Source organism: Floccifex porci (genome assembly GCF_009696175.1).
Lineage (GTDB): Bacteria > Bacillota_I > Bacilli_A > Erysipelotrichales > Erysipelotrichaceae > Floccifex > Floccifex porci.
In genome coordinates this window covers 43,509-61,719 of the sequence record NZ_VUMM01000009.1, presented here as the reverse complement: position 1 = coordinate 61,719, position 18,211 = coordinate 43,509, and the positions used below count along the sequence as shown (strand labels likewise).

At 28.0% G+C, this 18,211-nt stretch carries 17 protein-coding genes and 1 CRISPR repeat array; of the genes, 2 read left to right on the top strand and 15 right to left on the bottom strand.

Annotated elements, in window-relative coordinates; all coding sequences use genetic code 11:
- Positions 1-534: 534 nt before the first annotated feature.
- The 13 genes from FYJ50_RS05955 to cas9 all read right to left on the bottom strand — a co-directional run bounded on the left by FYJ50_RS05955 (position 535) and on the right by cas9 (position 15,997).
- Positions 535-876 carry a hypothetical protein gene (locus FYJ50_RS05955; RefSeq protein WP_154460172.1) on the bottom strand — a complete coding sequence of 114 codons (342 nt, stop codon included), beginning with the start codon at positions 874-876 and terminating at the stop codon, positions 535-537.
- Positions 866-1,966 (bottom strand): 5-bromo-4-chloroindolyl phosphate hydrolysis family protein, encoded by a 1,101-nt coding sequence (locus FYJ50_RS05950; protein WP_154460171.1) that lies wholly within the window; start codon positions 1,964-1,966, stop codon positions 866-868. The genes FYJ50_RS05955 and FYJ50_RS05950 overlap by 11 nt, the downstream gene beginning before the upstream one ends.
- 15 nt (positions 1,967-1,981) lie before the next feature.
- Complete coding sequence (gene hxsA3 / locus FYJ50_RS05945; RefSeq protein ID WP_154460170.1) at positions 1,982-2,551, bottom strand: His-Xaa-Ser repeat protein HxsA3; 570 nt, start codon at positions 2,549-2,551, stop codon at positions 1,982-1,984.
- The gene (locus FYJ50_RS05940; protein WP_154460169.1) at positions 2,544-3,893 is read right to left on the bottom strand and encodes an MORN repeat-containing protein; all 1,350 of its coding nucleotides are present in this window, start codon (positions 3,891-3,893) and stop codon (positions 2,544-2,546) included. Before FYJ50_RS05940 ends, hxsA3 begins: the two co-directional genes overlap by 8 nt.
- Before the next feature lies 1 nt (position 3,894).
- The gene (gene hxsB, locus FYJ50_RS05935) at positions 3,895-5,289 is read right to left on the bottom strand and encodes a His-Xaa-Ser system radical SAM maturase HxsB (RefSeq protein ID WP_154460168.1); all 1,395 of its coding nucleotides are present in this window, start codon (positions 5,287-5,289) and stop codon (positions 3,895-3,897) included.
- Positions 5,286-6,389, bottom strand: coding sequence for a His-Xaa-Ser system radical SAM maturase HxsC (gene hxsC, locus FYJ50_RS05930; RefSeq protein ID WP_205946448.1), 1,104 nt, complete (start codon positions 6,387-6,389; stop codon positions 5,286-5,288). The genes hxsB and hxsC overlap by 4 nt, the downstream gene beginning before the upstream one ends.
- The gene (locus tag FYJ50_RS05925; protein WP_154460166.1) at positions 6,386-7,408 is read right to left on the bottom strand and encodes a hypothetical protein; all 1,023 of its coding nucleotides are present in this window, start codon (positions 7,406-7,408) and stop codon (positions 6,386-6,388) included. Before FYJ50_RS05925 ends, hxsC begins: the two co-directional genes overlap by 4 nt.
- On the bottom strand, positions 7,409-7,609 hold the full coding sequence (locus FYJ50_RS05920) for an HxsD-like protein (protein ID WP_154460165.1): 201 nt from the start codon (positions 7,607-7,609) through the stop codon (positions 7,409-7,411).
- Entirely contained in the window at positions 7,596-7,958 is a 363-nt protein-coding gene (gene hxsD / locus FYJ50_RS05915) for a His-Xaa-Ser system protein HxsD (RefSeq protein WP_154460164.1), read from the bottom strand. Before hxsD ends, FYJ50_RS05920 begins: the two co-directional genes overlap by 14 nt.
- A gap of 177 nt (positions 7,959-8,135) precedes the next feature.
- Positions 8,136-9,745: direct repeats of the CRISPR family, unit length 36 nt; unit sequence GTTCAAATAATAACAATTAATGTAGTCCTCAAGAAC.
- Between the two features lie 25 nt (positions 9,746-9,770).
- Positions 9,771-10,661, bottom strand: a complete 891-nt coding sequence (locus FYJ50_RS05910; protein WP_154460163.1) for a hypothetical protein — start codon at positions 10,659-10,661, stop codon at positions 9,771-9,773.
- Entirely contained in the window at positions 10,651-10,980 is a 330-nt protein-coding gene (gene cas2 / locus FYJ50_RS05905) for a CRISPR-associated endonuclease Cas2 (protein WP_205946447.1), read from the bottom strand. The genes FYJ50_RS05910 and cas2 overlap by 11 nt, the downstream gene beginning before the upstream one ends.
- 4 nt (positions 10,981-10,984) lie before the next feature.
- On the bottom strand, positions 10,985-11,887 hold the full coding sequence (cas1, locus tag FYJ50_RS05900) for a type II CRISPR-associated endonuclease Cas1 (RefSeq protein ID WP_154460161.1): 903 nt from the start codon (positions 11,885-11,887) through the stop codon (positions 10,985-10,987).
- A 96-nt stretch (positions 11,888-11,983) separates the two neighbouring features.
- Positions 11,984-15,997 carry a type II CRISPR RNA-guided endonuclease Cas9 gene (gene cas9, locus FYJ50_RS05895; protein ID WP_205946445.1) on the bottom strand — a complete coding sequence of 1,338 codons (4,014 nt, stop codon included), beginning with the start codon at positions 15,995-15,997 and terminating at the stop codon, positions 11,984-11,986.
- Between the two features lie 437 nt (positions 15,998-16,434).
- Between cas9 and FYJ50_RS05890 the strand changes: the two genes are divergently transcribed.
- Positions 16,435-16,977: a putative immunity protein gene (locus FYJ50_RS05890; RefSeq protein WP_154460159.1), complete on the top strand. Its 543-nt coding sequence runs from the start codon at positions 16,435-16,437 to the stop codon at positions 16,975-16,977.
- 132 nt (positions 16,978-17,109) lie between these two features.
- Here FYJ50_RS05890 and FYJ50_RS05885 read toward each other — a convergent pair whose 3' ends face one another.
- A complete protein-coding gene (locus FYJ50_RS05885) occupies positions 17,110-17,253 on the bottom strand; it encodes a hypothetical protein (protein ID WP_154460158.1) in 144 nt (47 codons plus the stop codon).
- Between the two features lie 24 nt (positions 17,254-17,277).
- Positions 17,278-17,493, bottom strand: a complete 216-nt coding sequence (locus FYJ50_RS05880; RefSeq protein ID WP_154460157.1) for a hypothetical protein — start codon at positions 17,491-17,493, stop codon at positions 17,278-17,280.
- Positions 17,494-17,566: 73 nt separating this feature from the next.
- Here FYJ50_RS05880 and FYJ50_RS05875 point away from each other — a divergent pair, with 73 nt between their 5' ends.
- Positions 17,567-18,175 carry a DUF1349 domain-containing protein gene (locus FYJ50_RS05875; RefSeq protein ID WP_154460156.1) on the top strand — a complete coding sequence of 203 codons (609 nt, stop codon included), beginning with the start codon at positions 17,567-17,569 and terminating at the stop codon, positions 18,173-18,175.
- The last annotated feature ends 36 nt before the right edge of the window (positions 18,176-18,211 follow it).

Sequence of the window (18,211 nt, the reverse complement as noted above, 5' to 3'; positions counted from 1 at the left end):
TTCAATCCTTATTTGTTCTGCAGATTTTCTTTTATTTAAATAATCTTCACAAGCCTGTACCTTTTGTTCTTTTGTATATTTAGCTTTTCTTCCCATATAAAAAATCCCACCTTTGTAGTTTCACATCAATGGGATAATTTTAATTATTTCGTGTGTCTACTTCAGTGGGATTATATCATGAACGAATCCTTTTATTAACTAATATATTTCAATCTTTCAGACATCCTATCGAAATAACAAATTGACTCCCTGTCATAACAATTTTTAAATCTGGTAAACACATTGGACATTGTTTTTCCTTTTCATTGAAGTCAAATATCATTCCGTGTTTTTGTGATAATCAACCAGATAATCCATCACCAAATCCCTGCAACTATCTATCATGAACTACCCTATCTGAAATACGTATAATTGCTAATCTAAATATGTACAAAAATGATTATTTAAGAATGTACGTATTTGATCACTATTTTGATATACTTCTTACTAATTTAGAAGAAACTGGGTTGTTTTATAAAAGAATAGTGGCTTTTTTCAAACGGAATGGTGACAATATTGCTTTTCTAAACTCTCAATCATTTCAAAAATAGTATGATAATGATCAGATATCTTCTTTATTTGTTTTTTCTTACCTATTTTAAATAAAGAACTTTCTTTAACTTCTCTATTTAAATTATCAATTTCTTCAATTGTTCTACTACACAATTCATTAAGTTCATTATCGTGGGAAAGCAATAATGTTGAAATTCGTCTTATTGAGATATTAATTGTGTTTTGAACTTTTGATTCAAATAAGAGAATCGAATCATGATTTCCTAAAATCAATTGTCCACTAATAATATCTTTGACTTCTTTATAATTAGTTTCATTTTTCATCAGCTAAACCTTCCTGACTGGTAATTATTTCTAGTGCTGAAACTTCACTTGATATATCAAATTCTATATCTTCATAAAGCCGATCCAGAATCCCTTCATATACCGAAACAATAAGGAAAATGCTATCATATATTTCTTTCTTAGCTTTCCTTATATTTGGAATGTTCGGTTTCGAATCAATTTCAAGATAGGTATCTAATAGTTTTTCAGTTGTTGGCAAATAATAATCCAGAAACAAGTTTAATGACCCTACATAATTAGGATTCATATCCAATTCTCTAAAAATTGAAGTTATCGTTTTTTTCATCATCAATATTTTAGATTTCATATTCTTATTACTGATTTGATTTTCAATGTACTGTAATTTCTCAACATATTGATCTCCGGTTGCTAAAATATTAATGATCTCTGGAGTTCTTTCACGAATCCGTTTTCTTTCTTCTAATTGCTTTTTAAAATAGTCATCATACACCACTGCCATCTCCTCATATTTTGAAAATGCATGGTCAGATACAAAAAATACATTTTTTTCAGTGCTAAAATGACCTTGTGGAATAAGTTTCCGATCTATAGCATCTTGTAAATCAGATAGCACTTGTTCCAAGTTTCTATTACAACTTTGAATCATGTCATCAATATAACAGTATGATTTACAATATAATTGATCATAATATACTTCATAAATTTCATTTTTTCTTATGTTGACAATTCTCTTATATGATACTCTTGCATTAATAATAAGACATATCAAACACAATACCAATATCATGATTCCTGAAATAAAATACGTCTTAGAGAAAAACGCAGAGAATGCACCTATAAATGCTAAATATATTTCAGCCATTGCTACAATTAAAATTAAAATAAGAAAAGCAATGTCTTTCTTCCGTTCTTTAGGTTTAAAAATATATTTTTCATTTTGACTATTATCTTTTGTCATTTCTAAGAGATTGGTATTCAAACCAGAATAATCTTCTTTTTCAAGTTTTTCTTTTACTTCATCTTTTACTTGTTTTGCTGTTGCAAGTGCTTTCGACTCAACTTCTTCAAAAGGCTTATCACTTATCTGCCGTTGTTTTTCTTCAATCATTTCCTATTCCTCCTATCACTTGATTTTTTCTGTGTTAGGTATATTTTGTACTTTTGGAACATCCATTGTTACTGTTTCTGTTACGACTGGCACAGATAGTGTAGGAATAATTTTTGAAGCCGGAGTAACATTGGGAATCTCAATATTTTCATTAATTATAGGTAAAGAAATTGTACTATCTGCATTGGATACAGGTGGTATAACTCCTGGAACTGAACTAGCAGCTGGTGCTGAATATCTGACATCCCCTTCTGCACTATACAACGAATTTGAATGCGATGCTGTATTAGAATGAGAAGTATGACTTTGATGACTTTGATGGCTTTCATGACTTCCATGATTGCTGTGACTAGCGTGATTACTATGATTCCCATGACCGTTACTAGATCGATGTGAACTATGAGATCTATGCGAACTATGAGACCGATGCGTTGCATAAATATCCGTTGTCAACAGACTTCCTAAAATCACCATCATAGTTCCCAGCATCAATAATCTATTCCCTGGAATATTTCCTTCCTCATCCTCTATTAAATTTTCCAATTTTTTTTGTATAGTTGGAAAAATTTCAAAATCTTTATTCATAAATTTTTACACACTTTCCATTTGCCCAATCTGTTTTATATGCATCTGAACTATTTACATAATATTGGCATTCACCATTAGGTGCACTATTCAAAAAATTACCAATTATTTTATACCCTGGTTCTTTAGATGAATATCTATAAGTACCTTTACCATTCATTTGATCATTTTCCCACGATCCTTCATACCAAGCTCCTGAATCCCAATAATAAATACCGGATCCAGATTTATTCCCATCAATTACTTTCCCTTCATATGTATCGCCATTTGAATATTTAATTTCAGCATCTCCCGTCAGCTTTCCATCAGTAATTGTACCTGAATAATATGTACCATTTTTAAGTTCCATTACCACATTCAAAAGCTCTTGATCTTTATATTCAAATGTATATTTTCCATTTGAATTAATGATTATTATTGTTCCATTTTCAAAAGAATTCTCTAAAAATTCACCCGACATTGAGCTACCATTTTCAAAATGATAGATTCCTGTCCCACTCATTTGATCTGAATTCCAATTGCCTTCATAATAATCGCCATTCACCCATGTGTATTTGCCATTTCCAGATCGTTTCCCATCGGTAAAAGAGCCTTCGTATGTATCACCATTTGCGAATGTCATCTTCCCTTCTCCTTCTATAGCTGAAGCAGAAGCCTTACCTATATATTCAGTTCCATCTGAAAATTCTATTTGTGCATTTTCAATTTCAAAATCTTCAAATTTTAAATGATATTTACCAGTTTTATTTTCAAAATCGCAAGTCCCTGACTTTATTTTATTATTCTGAAAAGTTCCAATTAGAGAAATTCCATCTGCATCCGTATAGATACCTTCCCCATTTAAAGCATCATTGCTCCAATGACCTTCATAGGTTGACCCATCTGTCCATGTAAAAACTCCTTTTCCTTTTTTTTGAGACTCTTCAAAAGACCCAACATATTCACCTTTCGATGGAATATTTAACTTTCCAATACCTGATAATTCATTGTTTAAAAATTCACCGTTATACGTACTACTTGATTTGTAATTAAAAATTCCTTTTCCAGTTAAATATCCAAAATCTACTTCTCCTGTATATGTTCCTGTTTTTAAATGGATTTTTCCTGTAAGGTTATATTCGATATGTTTAAATACTCTATAGTTCAAATCATTTTGATAAGAAAATGTAAACAAGCCAAAACATAAACCTATTTGAATAAAAACAAATAAAAATAGTTTCATATATTTACCATTATTTTGTTTACGTGCCTTCTTGTATTCTTCTAAAGGTGTTGTTTTTTCTATTACTTGTTCAGCAACATCATCCTGTTTATCATCAGATTTTATTTGTTTATCATCCATATTAATTACTCCACATCTCTAGTATATCTAATATTTTCTTATCATTCTCTAATATTTTTTCAAAAAGAATATCCATTATTCCACTATATATTGTACATTTATAACCAAATGGACTTTTTTCAATAATATCATCATTTTTCGAATAAGTTACTACAGGGCATGTTCCACAATAGGGCTGATAAACACAATCGCAACAAGATGGAATTGTTTCAAGAATACTTGCAGCACATACTGTTTTACTAACACCATTATTTATTAAATCATAATAGGAATTCTCAAAAACATTACCCAATTTAAATGTGTCATATCCCATTTCATATAACATTCTTCCTTCGTCACATGTAAAAATATTTCCATCAGAATAATAAGCAATCTGTCCAATACTTGCACCACATGGAGATCGTAATTCCATATAATTTTCTGCATTACCTTGAATACGGCTGTATAGTATTCCCGCATGATTTTCCTTTATATAAGTACCATTACTGTTGATTGTAAATAATTCATCTAGAGCTTTACGATAAAAATCTAAAAATTCTTTAGCTGAATATCCAATAAGATTCCATGATTTATTTGCTTTTCCTAATGGAGTAAGAGGTCTAAGAAAAATGCTATCAAATCCAAGTTCTTGATAAGTGTTTACAATTTCTTTAGAATAGTTCAATGAATGACGCGTTGTTGTTTGAATGGCACCAACACGTAATCCAGCATTGCGAATTTTATTAATAGATTGCGTTACATCCTCAAAAGTACCTTTACCTGATTTATATGGCCGATTAAAATCATGAACATAAATAGGTCCATCTAATGAAGTTGAAATATCAAATCTGTATTTTTTAAAGAATTCAAGTATTTCATCAGTAATCAATGTTAAATTAGTTACAACATTATAAAATATTTCATGATTTCCTTTATGTTGCTCTGCATACAATACGATTTGTTTGATTACATTAAAATTTATTAATGGTTCACCACCCTGAAATTCAAAACTCAAATATTTATTTGGTGATTGAAGAGCAATATCAACTGCTTTTTCAGCCATCAATTCATCCATAACTCGTAGTTTAGTATTTTCATTCCCTTTGTTTGCTTGACAATAAATACAGCTTGTATTACATCCAGTAGTCACTACAAATATATGTAGTGAAGTCGCAATATTTAAATGGCTTTTAATTTGTCTGATGCTACTATAATTTTCATTACAAAAAAGTAAATTCGTTCCTTCGTATATAAACTGTTTTTGAATCAATTCTTTTCCTATATCTGAATTCAAATCAATTGTTTTATTTATAATTTTTCTGAAATCCTCTAAGGAGACAAAAATATGTTTACCTAAATCATTGGTCATCAAAATCTTATCTTTAAACTGTCTAAAATTAAAATAATTCCATTTCATATAATTGCCTCCAATTCAGATTCCTCTAGATCCTTTGTTCCAGAAAAAATTCCTCCACATTCAGTTTTCACTTTACATTTTTTACATTTATTACTATAACGAATTTTTTCATATGAAATGCTTTGTTTAGAAATAGACCAGTATGAAGATGATATGGTACAAAGAGGAAAATTATACAATTTTACTTCTATTCCTGCTTTTAACAATTTTAATATGGCTGTTTCAATTTTTTGGAAAGTTTCTCTATATGGAATCCAAACATCTTTATAATTTAGTCTAGCATTTCCAGTCATTTCCATTGCAATAATGCTGACATACGCAACAGTACTAAAATCATTAATTATTAATTCAGCTATTTTTTCAAAGTCATCAATATTCATTTTATTAGTCACAAGTCGCAATTCCACTGCAATATTATTTCTAAGAAGCTGAGTAATCCCAAACTTTGTCTGATTAAAACTTCCTGAACTACGAGTTATTGCATCATGTATTTTTGAACATGATCCATGTATTGGTATAGCAACAACAGAATAAGCCGGCGCACATTCACTAAATAATTTGACATATCTTGGGATCGAAAATATTCTTCCGTTTGTAAGAAATAAAAACTCAGTATTTAGAAAAAATGTCTTTAAATATTCAATAAAAGTAAAAATACGATCTCCTATCATAAAAGGTTCTCCCCCTGTTATTGTCAGGTGTGGAGTGTCCTTGGGAATATGTCTAGCAAGTTCAATCAATTCTTGTAATGGTACTGCTTTACTATTTTTTCTAGAAAAATCTGGTGATGGGCACATAATACAATTTGAGTTACAAGAACCAGTAATAAAGAAATAATTATCGTCTGATTTATCATTATATTTTCTTGAAACTAAACCATTTTCCCATACTTCAATAACATCGAAGCTATTATATTTATTAAGTTCAATCACTTCACTCATTTCATTTGTCAATTTAATCTGATCCGGATAGATAGTTGCATCATTTTCAGTAATAAAGAGAAAATCTAAACAATTTGCTACCAATTCTCTTCGATCCATTTCATTTTTTGCGATAGATAAAATTCTAAAAAATCCTTTATAATTTTTAATTTTAATCATAATGTGCTCCATATAATGAAATAAATAATAAAACCTGCCGAAACAAAAATCGCAAAAGGTATTTTTTTCACTATTATCAATTCTTCGACTTTTGTTGCTTTAGCCCACAGTTTTATACTATCAATTTCTTCATTTGTTAATCTGTTACTCAAATCTTCTTTTGAAACTTTAGGCAATCCTGGTGTAATAGATAGTTGCATTGGTAAAGTGCAGGCAGTTGAAAGAATCATACCTGGTTTCAAATCAATGATTTTTATTGTTTCATATATATTAGTTTTAATAAACATCTGACAAAACAATAAAATAAATATCAAATAATAATGTTCAGGATTTAATGAAATAGGAATCTGCTTCATTAATATTGAACACGTTAAAGTAATCAAAAACGTTCCTATTAACATTCCTTTTTTATGAAATATTTCATTTTTTCCAACAAACCAAGCTATTACAAAACATATTATTCTAGTAATCCATTCATTAAGATATAAACCATTTCTTCCAATGAAAATAAGAATTATATTGAACAATGACAAATATATCAATGCTTTAAAGTATGACGAAAAAAACATCTTGAAATTTTGAATTACATACTCTTTTGAAATTACTTCTTTTTTTACAATCATTGACCAAATAGAATTCATTAATAAATACATAAACCCTACAATCAAAGAAATTCCTATAGTAAAATATAAAGTCAAATTTGTATTCCCGTACACAATATATAATCTTGCTGGATAGAGTAACGACAATACAATCGTCATTTTACTATCACCACCAGCATAAGAATTACTCAAAAATAGAATAGTGCTGATCAAAGCGATAATGATTAGATTCAATAAAAAATCAAAAAAAAGATCTCGAACAAAAAAGCCGTAATACACTAAGTCCACTAGTATTGCTATTCCTGCAAATAAAAGCAAAGCCTTGTTATAAATCAACCCTTCTTTCAAATCTGTTTTACTACATATAAAACTCGCAACAATAATTAAAAAAATACTGCACATTTCTAGTATATTCATTTATGTATTTTCAACTCCAATTAAATAATTTTCAAATTCTTTTATAGTCCTATCTTCATCATACTTACATTGATCAAATTCTAATACGTAATAATTATCATCTTTTACCAGTTTAATCTTAGCTAGCCCATTATACGCAGAAATAGCACGCATTACTGATTTATATCTGTATATTTCACTATGAATTTCAATTATTTTCATTATTAAACCAATCCTTTAATATCTCATCTTCTGAAAATGCTTCAGGAACCACTGATTCATTTAAAACATTTTCCTTAGCAACTAAACTAGTTGACATGGCACGAGCTAACAATAATTCTCGAATATCCTTTGTTTGTAGATATACTTCATGTCTTATACTTTGTGAAAGCATTTCATTTATAAATTCATTTTCACTTATCTCTTTTCCATCTAATTTAGTTTCTAATCTTACATAATAATAACTTTCATCTGCATCCAAATGAATATATGCTTTATCAGAAAAATTATAGGCTGCCTTAATCAAAGCAACCTTTGAATATAATTCTTTTCTAAATCTTATCTCTTTCATAATTTTTAATCTTCCCTCTGTAAACTATATTTAATTTGATAATTGAATGAACAAATAAATCATAAAGCCATATTTTATTATCCTGAAATTCACAACAAAAATAAGTTGTAATAATGTCATTAAAATTATTTTCTAATATCTTTCTCACAATTAAATTGTTTAAAATATCCATGTTAAGTTCAAATAATAACAATTAATGTAGTCCTCAAGAACATATGAACTTACAGAATCTATACTGATAATGTTCAAATAATAACAATTGATGTAGTCCTCAAAAACTTATTTGAAACGTTTTTATTTTTATATGCGTTCAAATAATAACAATAAATGTAGTCCTCAAGAACTCGATACAGTGCTGGTCAGACAATCCGTATGTTCAAATAATAACAATTAATGTAGTCCTCAAGAACGATAATCCTAATTGATTAACAGCAGATAAGTTCAAATAATAACAATTAATGTAGTCCTCAAGAACGGAGGAGGATTCTCAATCAAAGAGATTCAAGTTCAAATAATAACAATTAATGTAGTCCTCAAGAACCTGATACTTATTCATTATGATTCATCACCAGGTTCAAATAATAACAATTAATGTAGTCCTCAAGAACGCGGTCTGTGAAGCCGTCCATGCGTTTTGGTTCAAATAATAACAATTAATGTAGTCCTCAAGAACCTTTTTCTTCTTTGGTTTAGTTGAACATGAAGTTCAAATAATAACAATTAATGTAGTCCTCAAGAACTGTGATAGTGTTCTGCGATATGTCCACCAAGTTCAAATAATAACAATTAATGTAGTCCTCAAGAACTGAATCTACGTTCATCCGCCCAATCTTCCTGTTCAAATAATAACAATTAATGTAGTCCTCAAGAACCTTGAACTGCTGTTGCCATGTCTTAATTCGTTCAAATAATAACAATTAATGTAGTCCTCAAGAACAAACCCACGTCTTTTGTCTCCAAACATATGGTTCAAATAATAACAATTAATGTAGTCCTCAAGAACATGTACCCTTGTTTGTTTTGCTTTGAATCCGTTCAAATAATAACAATTAATGTAGTCCTCAAGAACCTTCAAAATGAAAACCATCTGCATTGCATAGTTCAAATAATAACAATTAATGTAGTCCTCAAGAACAAAATCATCATGTGGATGGCTTGCTTCCAGTTCAAATAATAACAATTAATGTAGTCCTCAAGAACCCACATAACTTACTCCTTTACATTGAAGACGTTCAAATAATAACAATTAATGTAGTCCTCAAGAACTCTTTATCTATATATGATTCAAGGTTATCGGTTCAAATAATAACAATTAATGTAGTCCTCAAGAACTGGCTGATGATCATCTTATTTGTATCACTGTTCAAATAATAACAATTAATGTAGTCCTCAAGAACATTGATACTTGATTCAGAGTTGAGTACAGGTTCAAATAATAACAATTAATGTAGTCCTCAAGAACGTCATGATCTGCAATTCTTTAGTCAATTCGTTCAAATAATAACAATTAATGTAGTCCTCAAGAACGTTGGTCGCTTATCTTTCGATTGTCTACTGTTCAAATAATAACAATTAATGTAGTCCTCAAGAACGTTGGGGATAATCCATTATCAATGAGTGTGTTCAAATAATAACAATTAATGTAGTCCTCAAGAACGTTAATACCGCAATATCTTCTTCTACTAGGTTCAAATAATAACAATTAATGTAGTCCTCAAGAACCAACGGAACCATTAATAGATATTGAAAAGGTTCAAATAATAACAATTAATGTAGTCCTCAAGAACAGCTGGCTTTATTATACCATGATTTTTACTTAATATTAGCCAAATATTCAGATTCAGTGTCAATTGGTTTAATCAAAAAAGTTGTATTTTTATCCTCAAAATTTCTATATAATTCGATATTTTTTTCAGTTTGATATTGAATATTCTTTTCGAAAAATGTATGAAATATATAAGATAATCGGTTGAAATCATCACGCTGAATATTTATTTTTTCTAAAAAATTGTGATATGAAAGCCTTACAAAAGCCATAGATTTTATATCAGCAATATCTGTAAAAATAGATTCATTGTCTATTAATAAAAAATTATGATCTTTATCAATTTTCTTTATCCAATTTAATTCTTTTTCCTGAATATTAAAATCAATAAGAACAATATTATTTTCGTTTCTATTTAAATAGAGAAGCAAATTATATAAAACAATGTATTTATCTGTTTCTGAAAACATATCTGTATTAATTTTGAATGATTGAAGTAATGTTGATATATCAAAATCATCAATTTCTATTTCAACATGTTTGTCTAAATCTTTTTCTAAAATTCTTTTCAATTTATATATTCCACAATCTGTCAACAAATCATAGAATCCATTTCGTATTAAATCAATTGATTGAAAATATTCAGAATTTTCTTCAATTATTTTTGAAATTTCTAAATTCATAAGACTTTTATTTTTGAATTCAAAATTTGGATCTATATTCTTGCTAGAAGGAATATAAATAAAATTAAAATCTTTTGATAATATGATTTCATCTTCATCATCTTTTATTATTGCTTTATTCTTTTTATTATTGTTAAAATAAGAATCCAAACAGTCAATTATATCTGCTTTAAATTCAGAAAAAGAAATGATATTAATGCAATAATTAAAAGGAAGAATATATGTATTATCTGTAATCAAACTTTTAATTATCATCACTAAATCCTCCAACTATTAATGTACGCTTTGTAGTTGTAATTGCTTCTTGTAACGTATGTTTTTTATTTACATTAACGATATTTTGATATTGATTTTCTGAAATAATTAAGTATCTAATATCTCCTTCAGTCGGTGAATGCATTGATATATGTTTTGAAACAGTTTTAGCAGAATCTTTATTTATACATAATTTTGAATATATCGAATATTGAATTCGAATAAATCCTTCATTCTTCAAAAATTTTATGAATTCTCTATATACTTTCTGTTGTTGTTTGGTCTCAACAGGTAAATCAAACATTAAGATTAGTCTCATAAATCTAATCATCCCCATTAAAAATAATCCCTTCACTTAGACTAATTTTAAGTACATCACTTGTTTTTTCATTTAGAAAAGATATATATGAATCAATAATATCTTCTATTGCATCACATAGCCGGAACCATTTATCATTCACTTTAATCTTACACTGCAATAAATTAACCAATTCCATCTTGTGTGCTGCTTTGAATTTATCTTTGATGTTTAAATATACCCAAATATCCACAATTGCTCTAAATGGTTCGATAAAATCATATGTTAAATTAAATGCATTTGATTCTCCTATATGGTGAATACCTAATTGTGTAACAAATCCTCTTGCCACAATACATTTAGAAATATAACTAGATAATATTTTATATCCATAATTTAGTGCAATATTTGTAACATTTGTATCTTCTCTTCTAAAATCCAACCCAAACAAAGTTCTAAAATAAACACGTGCACTTGCACTTTCTCTATTTGTTTGATCATTATTGTATACAGAATTCTTATAATCTTTTAATATTTCTTGTGATTCTTTATTTTTTTCAAGCAAGTTTAATACATCTATTTCTGTATTAATTTTCTGTTCTATTATTAATTTCCAGAGCCTCTTTTTACGCGTGATTTTCCAATTTATTTGATTATTTAATTGTTTAAAAACCAAAGAATGATTATTGAACGCCTGAAATACACCAATAGGATCATTTTTACTATCACATATTACAACGTTTATATTTTTCTCGACCAGTTTAGTTAACAAAGGTATCGTGATAACTAATTTATCATGTGAAAAAATAATTGTATCAATATCACATAACGCAAATGTTTGGTATTCATTTCCTGTAGTTAATTTCATTCTGTTTTCACTTAATGACACTTTACAATCTGAACTAATTATTATTGTTTTCCAGCCCATAAAGAAAATAAGGTAGCACAATTGCTACCTTTGATAGTTTTCGAATTAATCTTATTCTTTCGAACTACATTAACTCTTATTATTTGAACAACTAAACTATATCACTTCCGTACAAATTCTCCAAGAAAAATCTTCCTTTTTTATTTTAGAGTATGCGTATTCATGATACTTTGGACCCTGAATTAACAATTTATTGGATTCATTCAAAGAATAGCGAATTCCTAATGGACTATATTTTAGTTTTACGTATTGAGAATCCTCATCAAATTTTGGATTATTAGCCGCTGGTGTGTATTGTTTAGTAATGGATTTTGGAGTACATTTCCTATTTACTATTAAATTTAAAAAAGCTATTTTTTCGATGAACGAATTTAACGTTTTCTCATCAGTTAAAATTTCATAAATTGCATCCTCATATTTTTCCAAATCTTCTATAGCCATTAAATTGTCAATACAAAATCTAATTAATTTATTTTTATCAATTTCTTCAAATGGAACTTCATTCTTATTTTTATTTATTCGGTCTTTTATATTAAAAGCATCAACCAGTGTATGTTTAATCGTTCCGAAATCATTATAAATATCATTATAAGCAAAATTGTAAATATGTTTCATCTCCAAAATTTTTTTTGCTATACTTCCAATATTGAATTTTTGAATCACATTATTTTTAGTGTCATAAATCAAATCATTTTTGAATACACGGAGTCTGAATAAATATGTTTTTAATTCTCCATTTTCATCCAATAATTCTGATGCTTTATAATAATCTCTAATTAATCTTAAATACTTTTCTTTATTGATGTTTCCTTTAGAATCAATTATTACTTTTGGAATATGTATAGCAATGTGCTTCTTATGTCCTTTTTGATCTGTACACTTATAAAAATCAACCGCAGCACAATATACTGTACTAAATGCTTTTCGTTCGTCATTAACACCTAATATCACTAACGGATCTAGTTTATTTTCATCTTGATTCCTTTTCATTTTAGGAGAGTATATTGTTGCTTTAAAAAACTCACCTGTATAATTTTTTTCTGTCTTTATAGAATAAAGTGGAGTCGTATTTTTTATTTCATTTAATAAAGAATCACTATTCTTCAAATCATGTTTAAATGTTTTTTTGTACATATTTTGAATCCAAATAACATTATCTCTTGTTTCATTTTTTTCAATGTTATTCATTGATTTTATCAAATTTTGATAAGCACTAAAATTTCCTCTTTGATCATAATTAGGATAATACGTATTTAATATTTGGTCTGCTAAAACCAACGTTGCCGCATCTAAGGCATGATGTTGATCACCTATTTTTCGATTTTTATTTATATAAAATGCTCTTCTAAATGTATCAGTAAAAGCTGATTTTAATGCAGAAATATGTGTATCATAATTATTCACCTTATTATAGGCTCTTAAAATGGACATAAACTCACGTATAATATAACGTGTATCAACTAAATTACGATTAATAAAACCTTCAACTTCTGCAGTATTTTTTAACAACAGTCTTTGATGTTTATTTTCTGAAATCAAACCTAACTTAAACAATTCATGAACACGATTTTCATAATCACTTTGAATAATAGGATTACCTGTTTTAATTTCATATGCTCCATCTTCAATATACATCAATGGCACACGATTATTTTTTAATGAATTATATTGTTTATTTATAAGCATCTTGTTGTCCATTGAATCATCTCCGAAACCTCTAGGTAATATATGATCAATTTCATAATTCAATAAATTATGAATATCAATTTTTTCTCCCGATATCATATCTCGCCCATTTTGTCGAATATACAATTCAATTTTTCTTTTATTGTTATTTGTTTCCAAATAAGTTGATATTGTATCCCAATCTTCTAAATAAGATTTTCTAAACTCTTGTTTATGCTCACTTAATTGTTTAAAGATATCATTATAACAATCTTCCATTTTATTATAGTGCTTAGCCTGTATTTCACCTGTTTGAGAACTATCTTTTAATTCTCTAGCTGTTTCAATTACAACTCTATCTGGAACACCATACATATTTGTAACTGTATTATACAATTTTAAACATTCATTTAAAGCCCTAACAACCTCTCTAGAAATAGGAATAACTGGCTTTCCATCTTCTAACAATAAATTAATGCCCAATATTTCTCCATTTCTAAACTTTTCCTCATATTTGTTTGATGAAAAGTCTATTGGATTACCATTGATGTCTTTTGCATTTGAAATTAAAGTCATTTGTTCATTTCGATATGAAGAAGTATTATCTTCAAATAATTCCTCTAACAAAGACCTACCAGATTCATTTATCGAAGTTTCTAAAATAAATGCTTTGGAAAACGAATAAAACCCTTTTGATTTTAATTTCGATAATTTTTTCGAAATATCTTCAGAATAACCTAATTTAATAAAATGTTTAATGCTAGAATCTTCTTCATCAAACAAATTAATGTCCATAACTATTTCTTCAATTTTATTGATTTTTTCACTTTGAGAAAATATTTCTGTGATAGATTTTAGTCTTAATTCAGGTAACAAATTCACAATTTGATGATATAAACTATATCCTACTTTAAATTTTTGAATTGTCCCTTTGTTGTGCGTTGAAACTGATTTTAAATTCAAAACATTTGCCACTTCTTCATATTTAAATAATTTGCCTTCTTTTAAAAATAGTAAATCAAACACTTTATATTTCTCGGCAGAAGTCAAGTAATGGTCATTTTCATTTAAATCTACACAATCTAAATTATTTAATTCATTGATTATACTAAAAGTTTCAGCAATAAAAGAGCCTTTTGGAAGTGCATATTCCTCCGTTAAATATGTACAATGAGAAATCATTCTTTTTTTCCATTTCTCAATTGTCAAGCTTTCATCTACACAACTATCTTTACTATAGTTATAGCTGTATTTAAAATTCCCCTTTTTTTCTACCCAACCATTTCTTGCATTTTCACCTAGTGGTCCAACATAATAAGGAATTCGAGATTTTATAATATCCAAGCAGATATCAATAAATTCATCAGTAATCATAGAATTATATTCTTGTTGTTTCTTCAATATTGCTTTTGCTTCTTTTACATATAAACCATTAGGAAATTTATTTTCGATATTCTTAACAGCCCGAATACGATCCGGATAATTATTATTGACTCTTACCATTTTTGACTGTAGTTTTTTCTTATCATTTTTGAAATCTGGATCATTCATATCCTTTTTATGATAAACTTCTTTAACAGTTTCTAGTAAAGCAACATCTTTCTGACAAATATAATTATATTCTTGTAAAATAGCTGCTACATTTTTTACATCATATAGTTCTATACATCCTTTTAGAAAATCATTTAATTCTTTAGCTTTCAATAGATCATTTATATTAACCTTTTTGCTATTTTCTTTTAATTGAACAGACGGATTTATTAAATTTAAATCTGCTTTATTGTTGCAAATTAAAAGACAAATCTCCTGTAGTGCTTTATCATTTTTATCATCTATTGTAAAATTCTTGATTTTAATTTCTTTCTTCAAAGTATTTACTTTAATCGTTTGATTAAAAATTGGTAATAAGACAGACTTCTCAAAATCAATTTTGTCTGCAAAATCAACATAATCTTCTACTAACGAATAAAAGCTCTCTTTAAATATGTCAAAAGAAATTGAATCTGTATTTTCAAAATCTACTGTTTCTAATAGAAAATGCCCTCTTGTTTTGCAAATATTATATAAAGCTAAAAATAATTCTCTAATAGATACTTCTTCAGTTAATGCTCTATTTCTTAGATGATATATTGTCGAATCTTTTTTATTTTGGTTCTTTCCAAATGAAAGATAATTTACATTAATTTCTTTTTGATTATTATCTAGAAAAATATCTTTACTATCAATAAACCCAAAATCAACAAACGCTTGTATCATTTGTCTTTTTCGCCAATTTTTATGACGTAAATTTCTTCTTGCAGATCTATGATTTCTTGCTTCTTTGGCTTGAGTAGCAGATTCAAAAATTGAAACACCCATATCAACCATTTTTTGATTACTCTGGTTATACAACATCCAACCAATTGAACCAATTCCAATGTCTAAACCTAAAACTAAATTATTCATACTTACCTCCATAAGCTTTACGTACATTATATAACTTTTCTAAACCATAATAAAAATAATAGAACTTATTAATCTATTTATAAATAACATAATTACTTTTTATATTATTAAACCTTTTTATTAGACACTATCAATGTCATAAACAAAAAATATATTTATAGCTCATGGGTTCTATATTATTAATATCCTAATTTTTGAAATGCCTGTAAGTAATGATTGCATTTTCTTTCATAATCATCTGTATTGATAGAAATATCTTGTCTTGCGTACTTATTATTGTATTTTAATCTTTTGGTGCATATACCAATACATTATGATAAAAATTTCTTAATCATATTTCTCATATTTAAAATTAAAACAATATCCTTTTTACAGGTGATATAATTGAATTAATTGGGATTGTAAGAATTGATAACTGAAAAGGAAAACATTTTTATATGAATTATAAAGAAATTTTAAAAAAAAGAATAAAGACTCACAGGAAAATTTTATTTTCAAAAGAAGATGAAATCATTTTATCTTTGAATGAAATAATCTGTAATATGCCTAGAAAAGCCGTTATTTTATGGGCTCTGGGACTGGCAGAAGAAACTGTAATATTACTTGAAAGAAAATATCCTTTGGAAAAACGTCCTCGAATGGCATTGATGTCAACAAAAATGTGGGCATCTGGGGAAATTAAAATGCCTGTCGCAAAAAAGGCAATACTGGATTGTCATGCCTTTACTAAAGAAATTTCATCCCCTGTAGATATCGCAAGAGTTCATGCGATTGGACAAGCCTGTTCAACGGTTCATACAAATGGTCATGCCATTGGATTTCCAATATATGACCTAAGTGCATTAATTTTTGAAAATGATTTAGACAATTATGATGAAATCATCACTTCTCGTATTCAGTATTATACTGAAAAACTATTATACTGGAAAGAACACTATAAAACCCATTCCAGTCAATGGGCTAGTTTTATAATCGATTAAGAAAGAAAAAGTGAATCCAAACTTCTTCTTAGAACAAGAGATTCCTTTTTTTGAATTTATATTATCTAACATCCTTTTATCATTTGATTTCAGCTAATTATCTACACTAAAACAGATAATATTTCATAAACCTCATCTATTTTTTTGAATATCCTGCCAGTTAACATTATTCAGTATTTCTGCATTGTCACCATAGAAAACAGAACCTGCATCTTCATCATTCTGTAAATGATACATAAACCAGGCTGTCATATATCCATCGGCATAAGTCAGCATATCTCCATGATCCGTATCTTTTCTTCAAGCGATTACCTTTAAAACGTCGTCGGAAATCTTATTGTACTTTTCCTGAAGCTCAACCAGTGGACAGATCCCTGAATTTTTTCCGTCACCAGCATCCACTTTTCCAGTTCCTGCAACCATAAAACAAGGAATCTTTACACCCGTTATATCAAAGGGGGCTTTCAACAAATCCTTGCTTATTTGATAGGTTGGTGCACTTGCTGCATAATCCATTAAATGATTTTATATAAATTAATGGTATACTTTATATAAGTTTATATATTTAATTTACTGGAAAGGAAAGAAAATGAAGATTAATAAAGAACAATGGAAATGGACAAGAGAGCCTAAACAATATTCAATATCTGAGGATAAAATAGAAATCATCACAAATCCACATACAGATCTATGGCAGCGTACGTATTATCATTTCAGAAACGATAATGCGCCTGTACTTCAAATAAAGACAAAAGATAAATTTTTTTCTTTTGTAGTTAAAACTGAATTTGAAAGTAAAGTACGTTTTGATCAATGTGGTATTGTCCTATATCTTGATAGTGAAAACTGGCTTAAGGGTTCTATTGAATATGAAAACGACGAATTTCAACATTTAGGAAGTGTGGTAACGAATCATGGTTATTCGGATTGGGCAACCACTGAAATTGATGCTGGAATCCAATCTATGTGGTATAGATTAAGTCGAAGAGAAGATGACTATTGTATTGAATGTTCGGAAGATGGAATTACGTTTAAACAAATGAGAATTTGTCATATTTATGAAGCCAAGGATGAAATACAGTTTGGAATTTATGCTTGCAGCCCAGAAAATTCTTCATTTAAAGCTATTTTTACAAATATGGAAATAACAGAGTGTAAATGGTTACCTCATGATGGACAGGCACCTGATATAGAATAAAGATTGAATTATTTTGTTGATTATAGTAAAAAACAG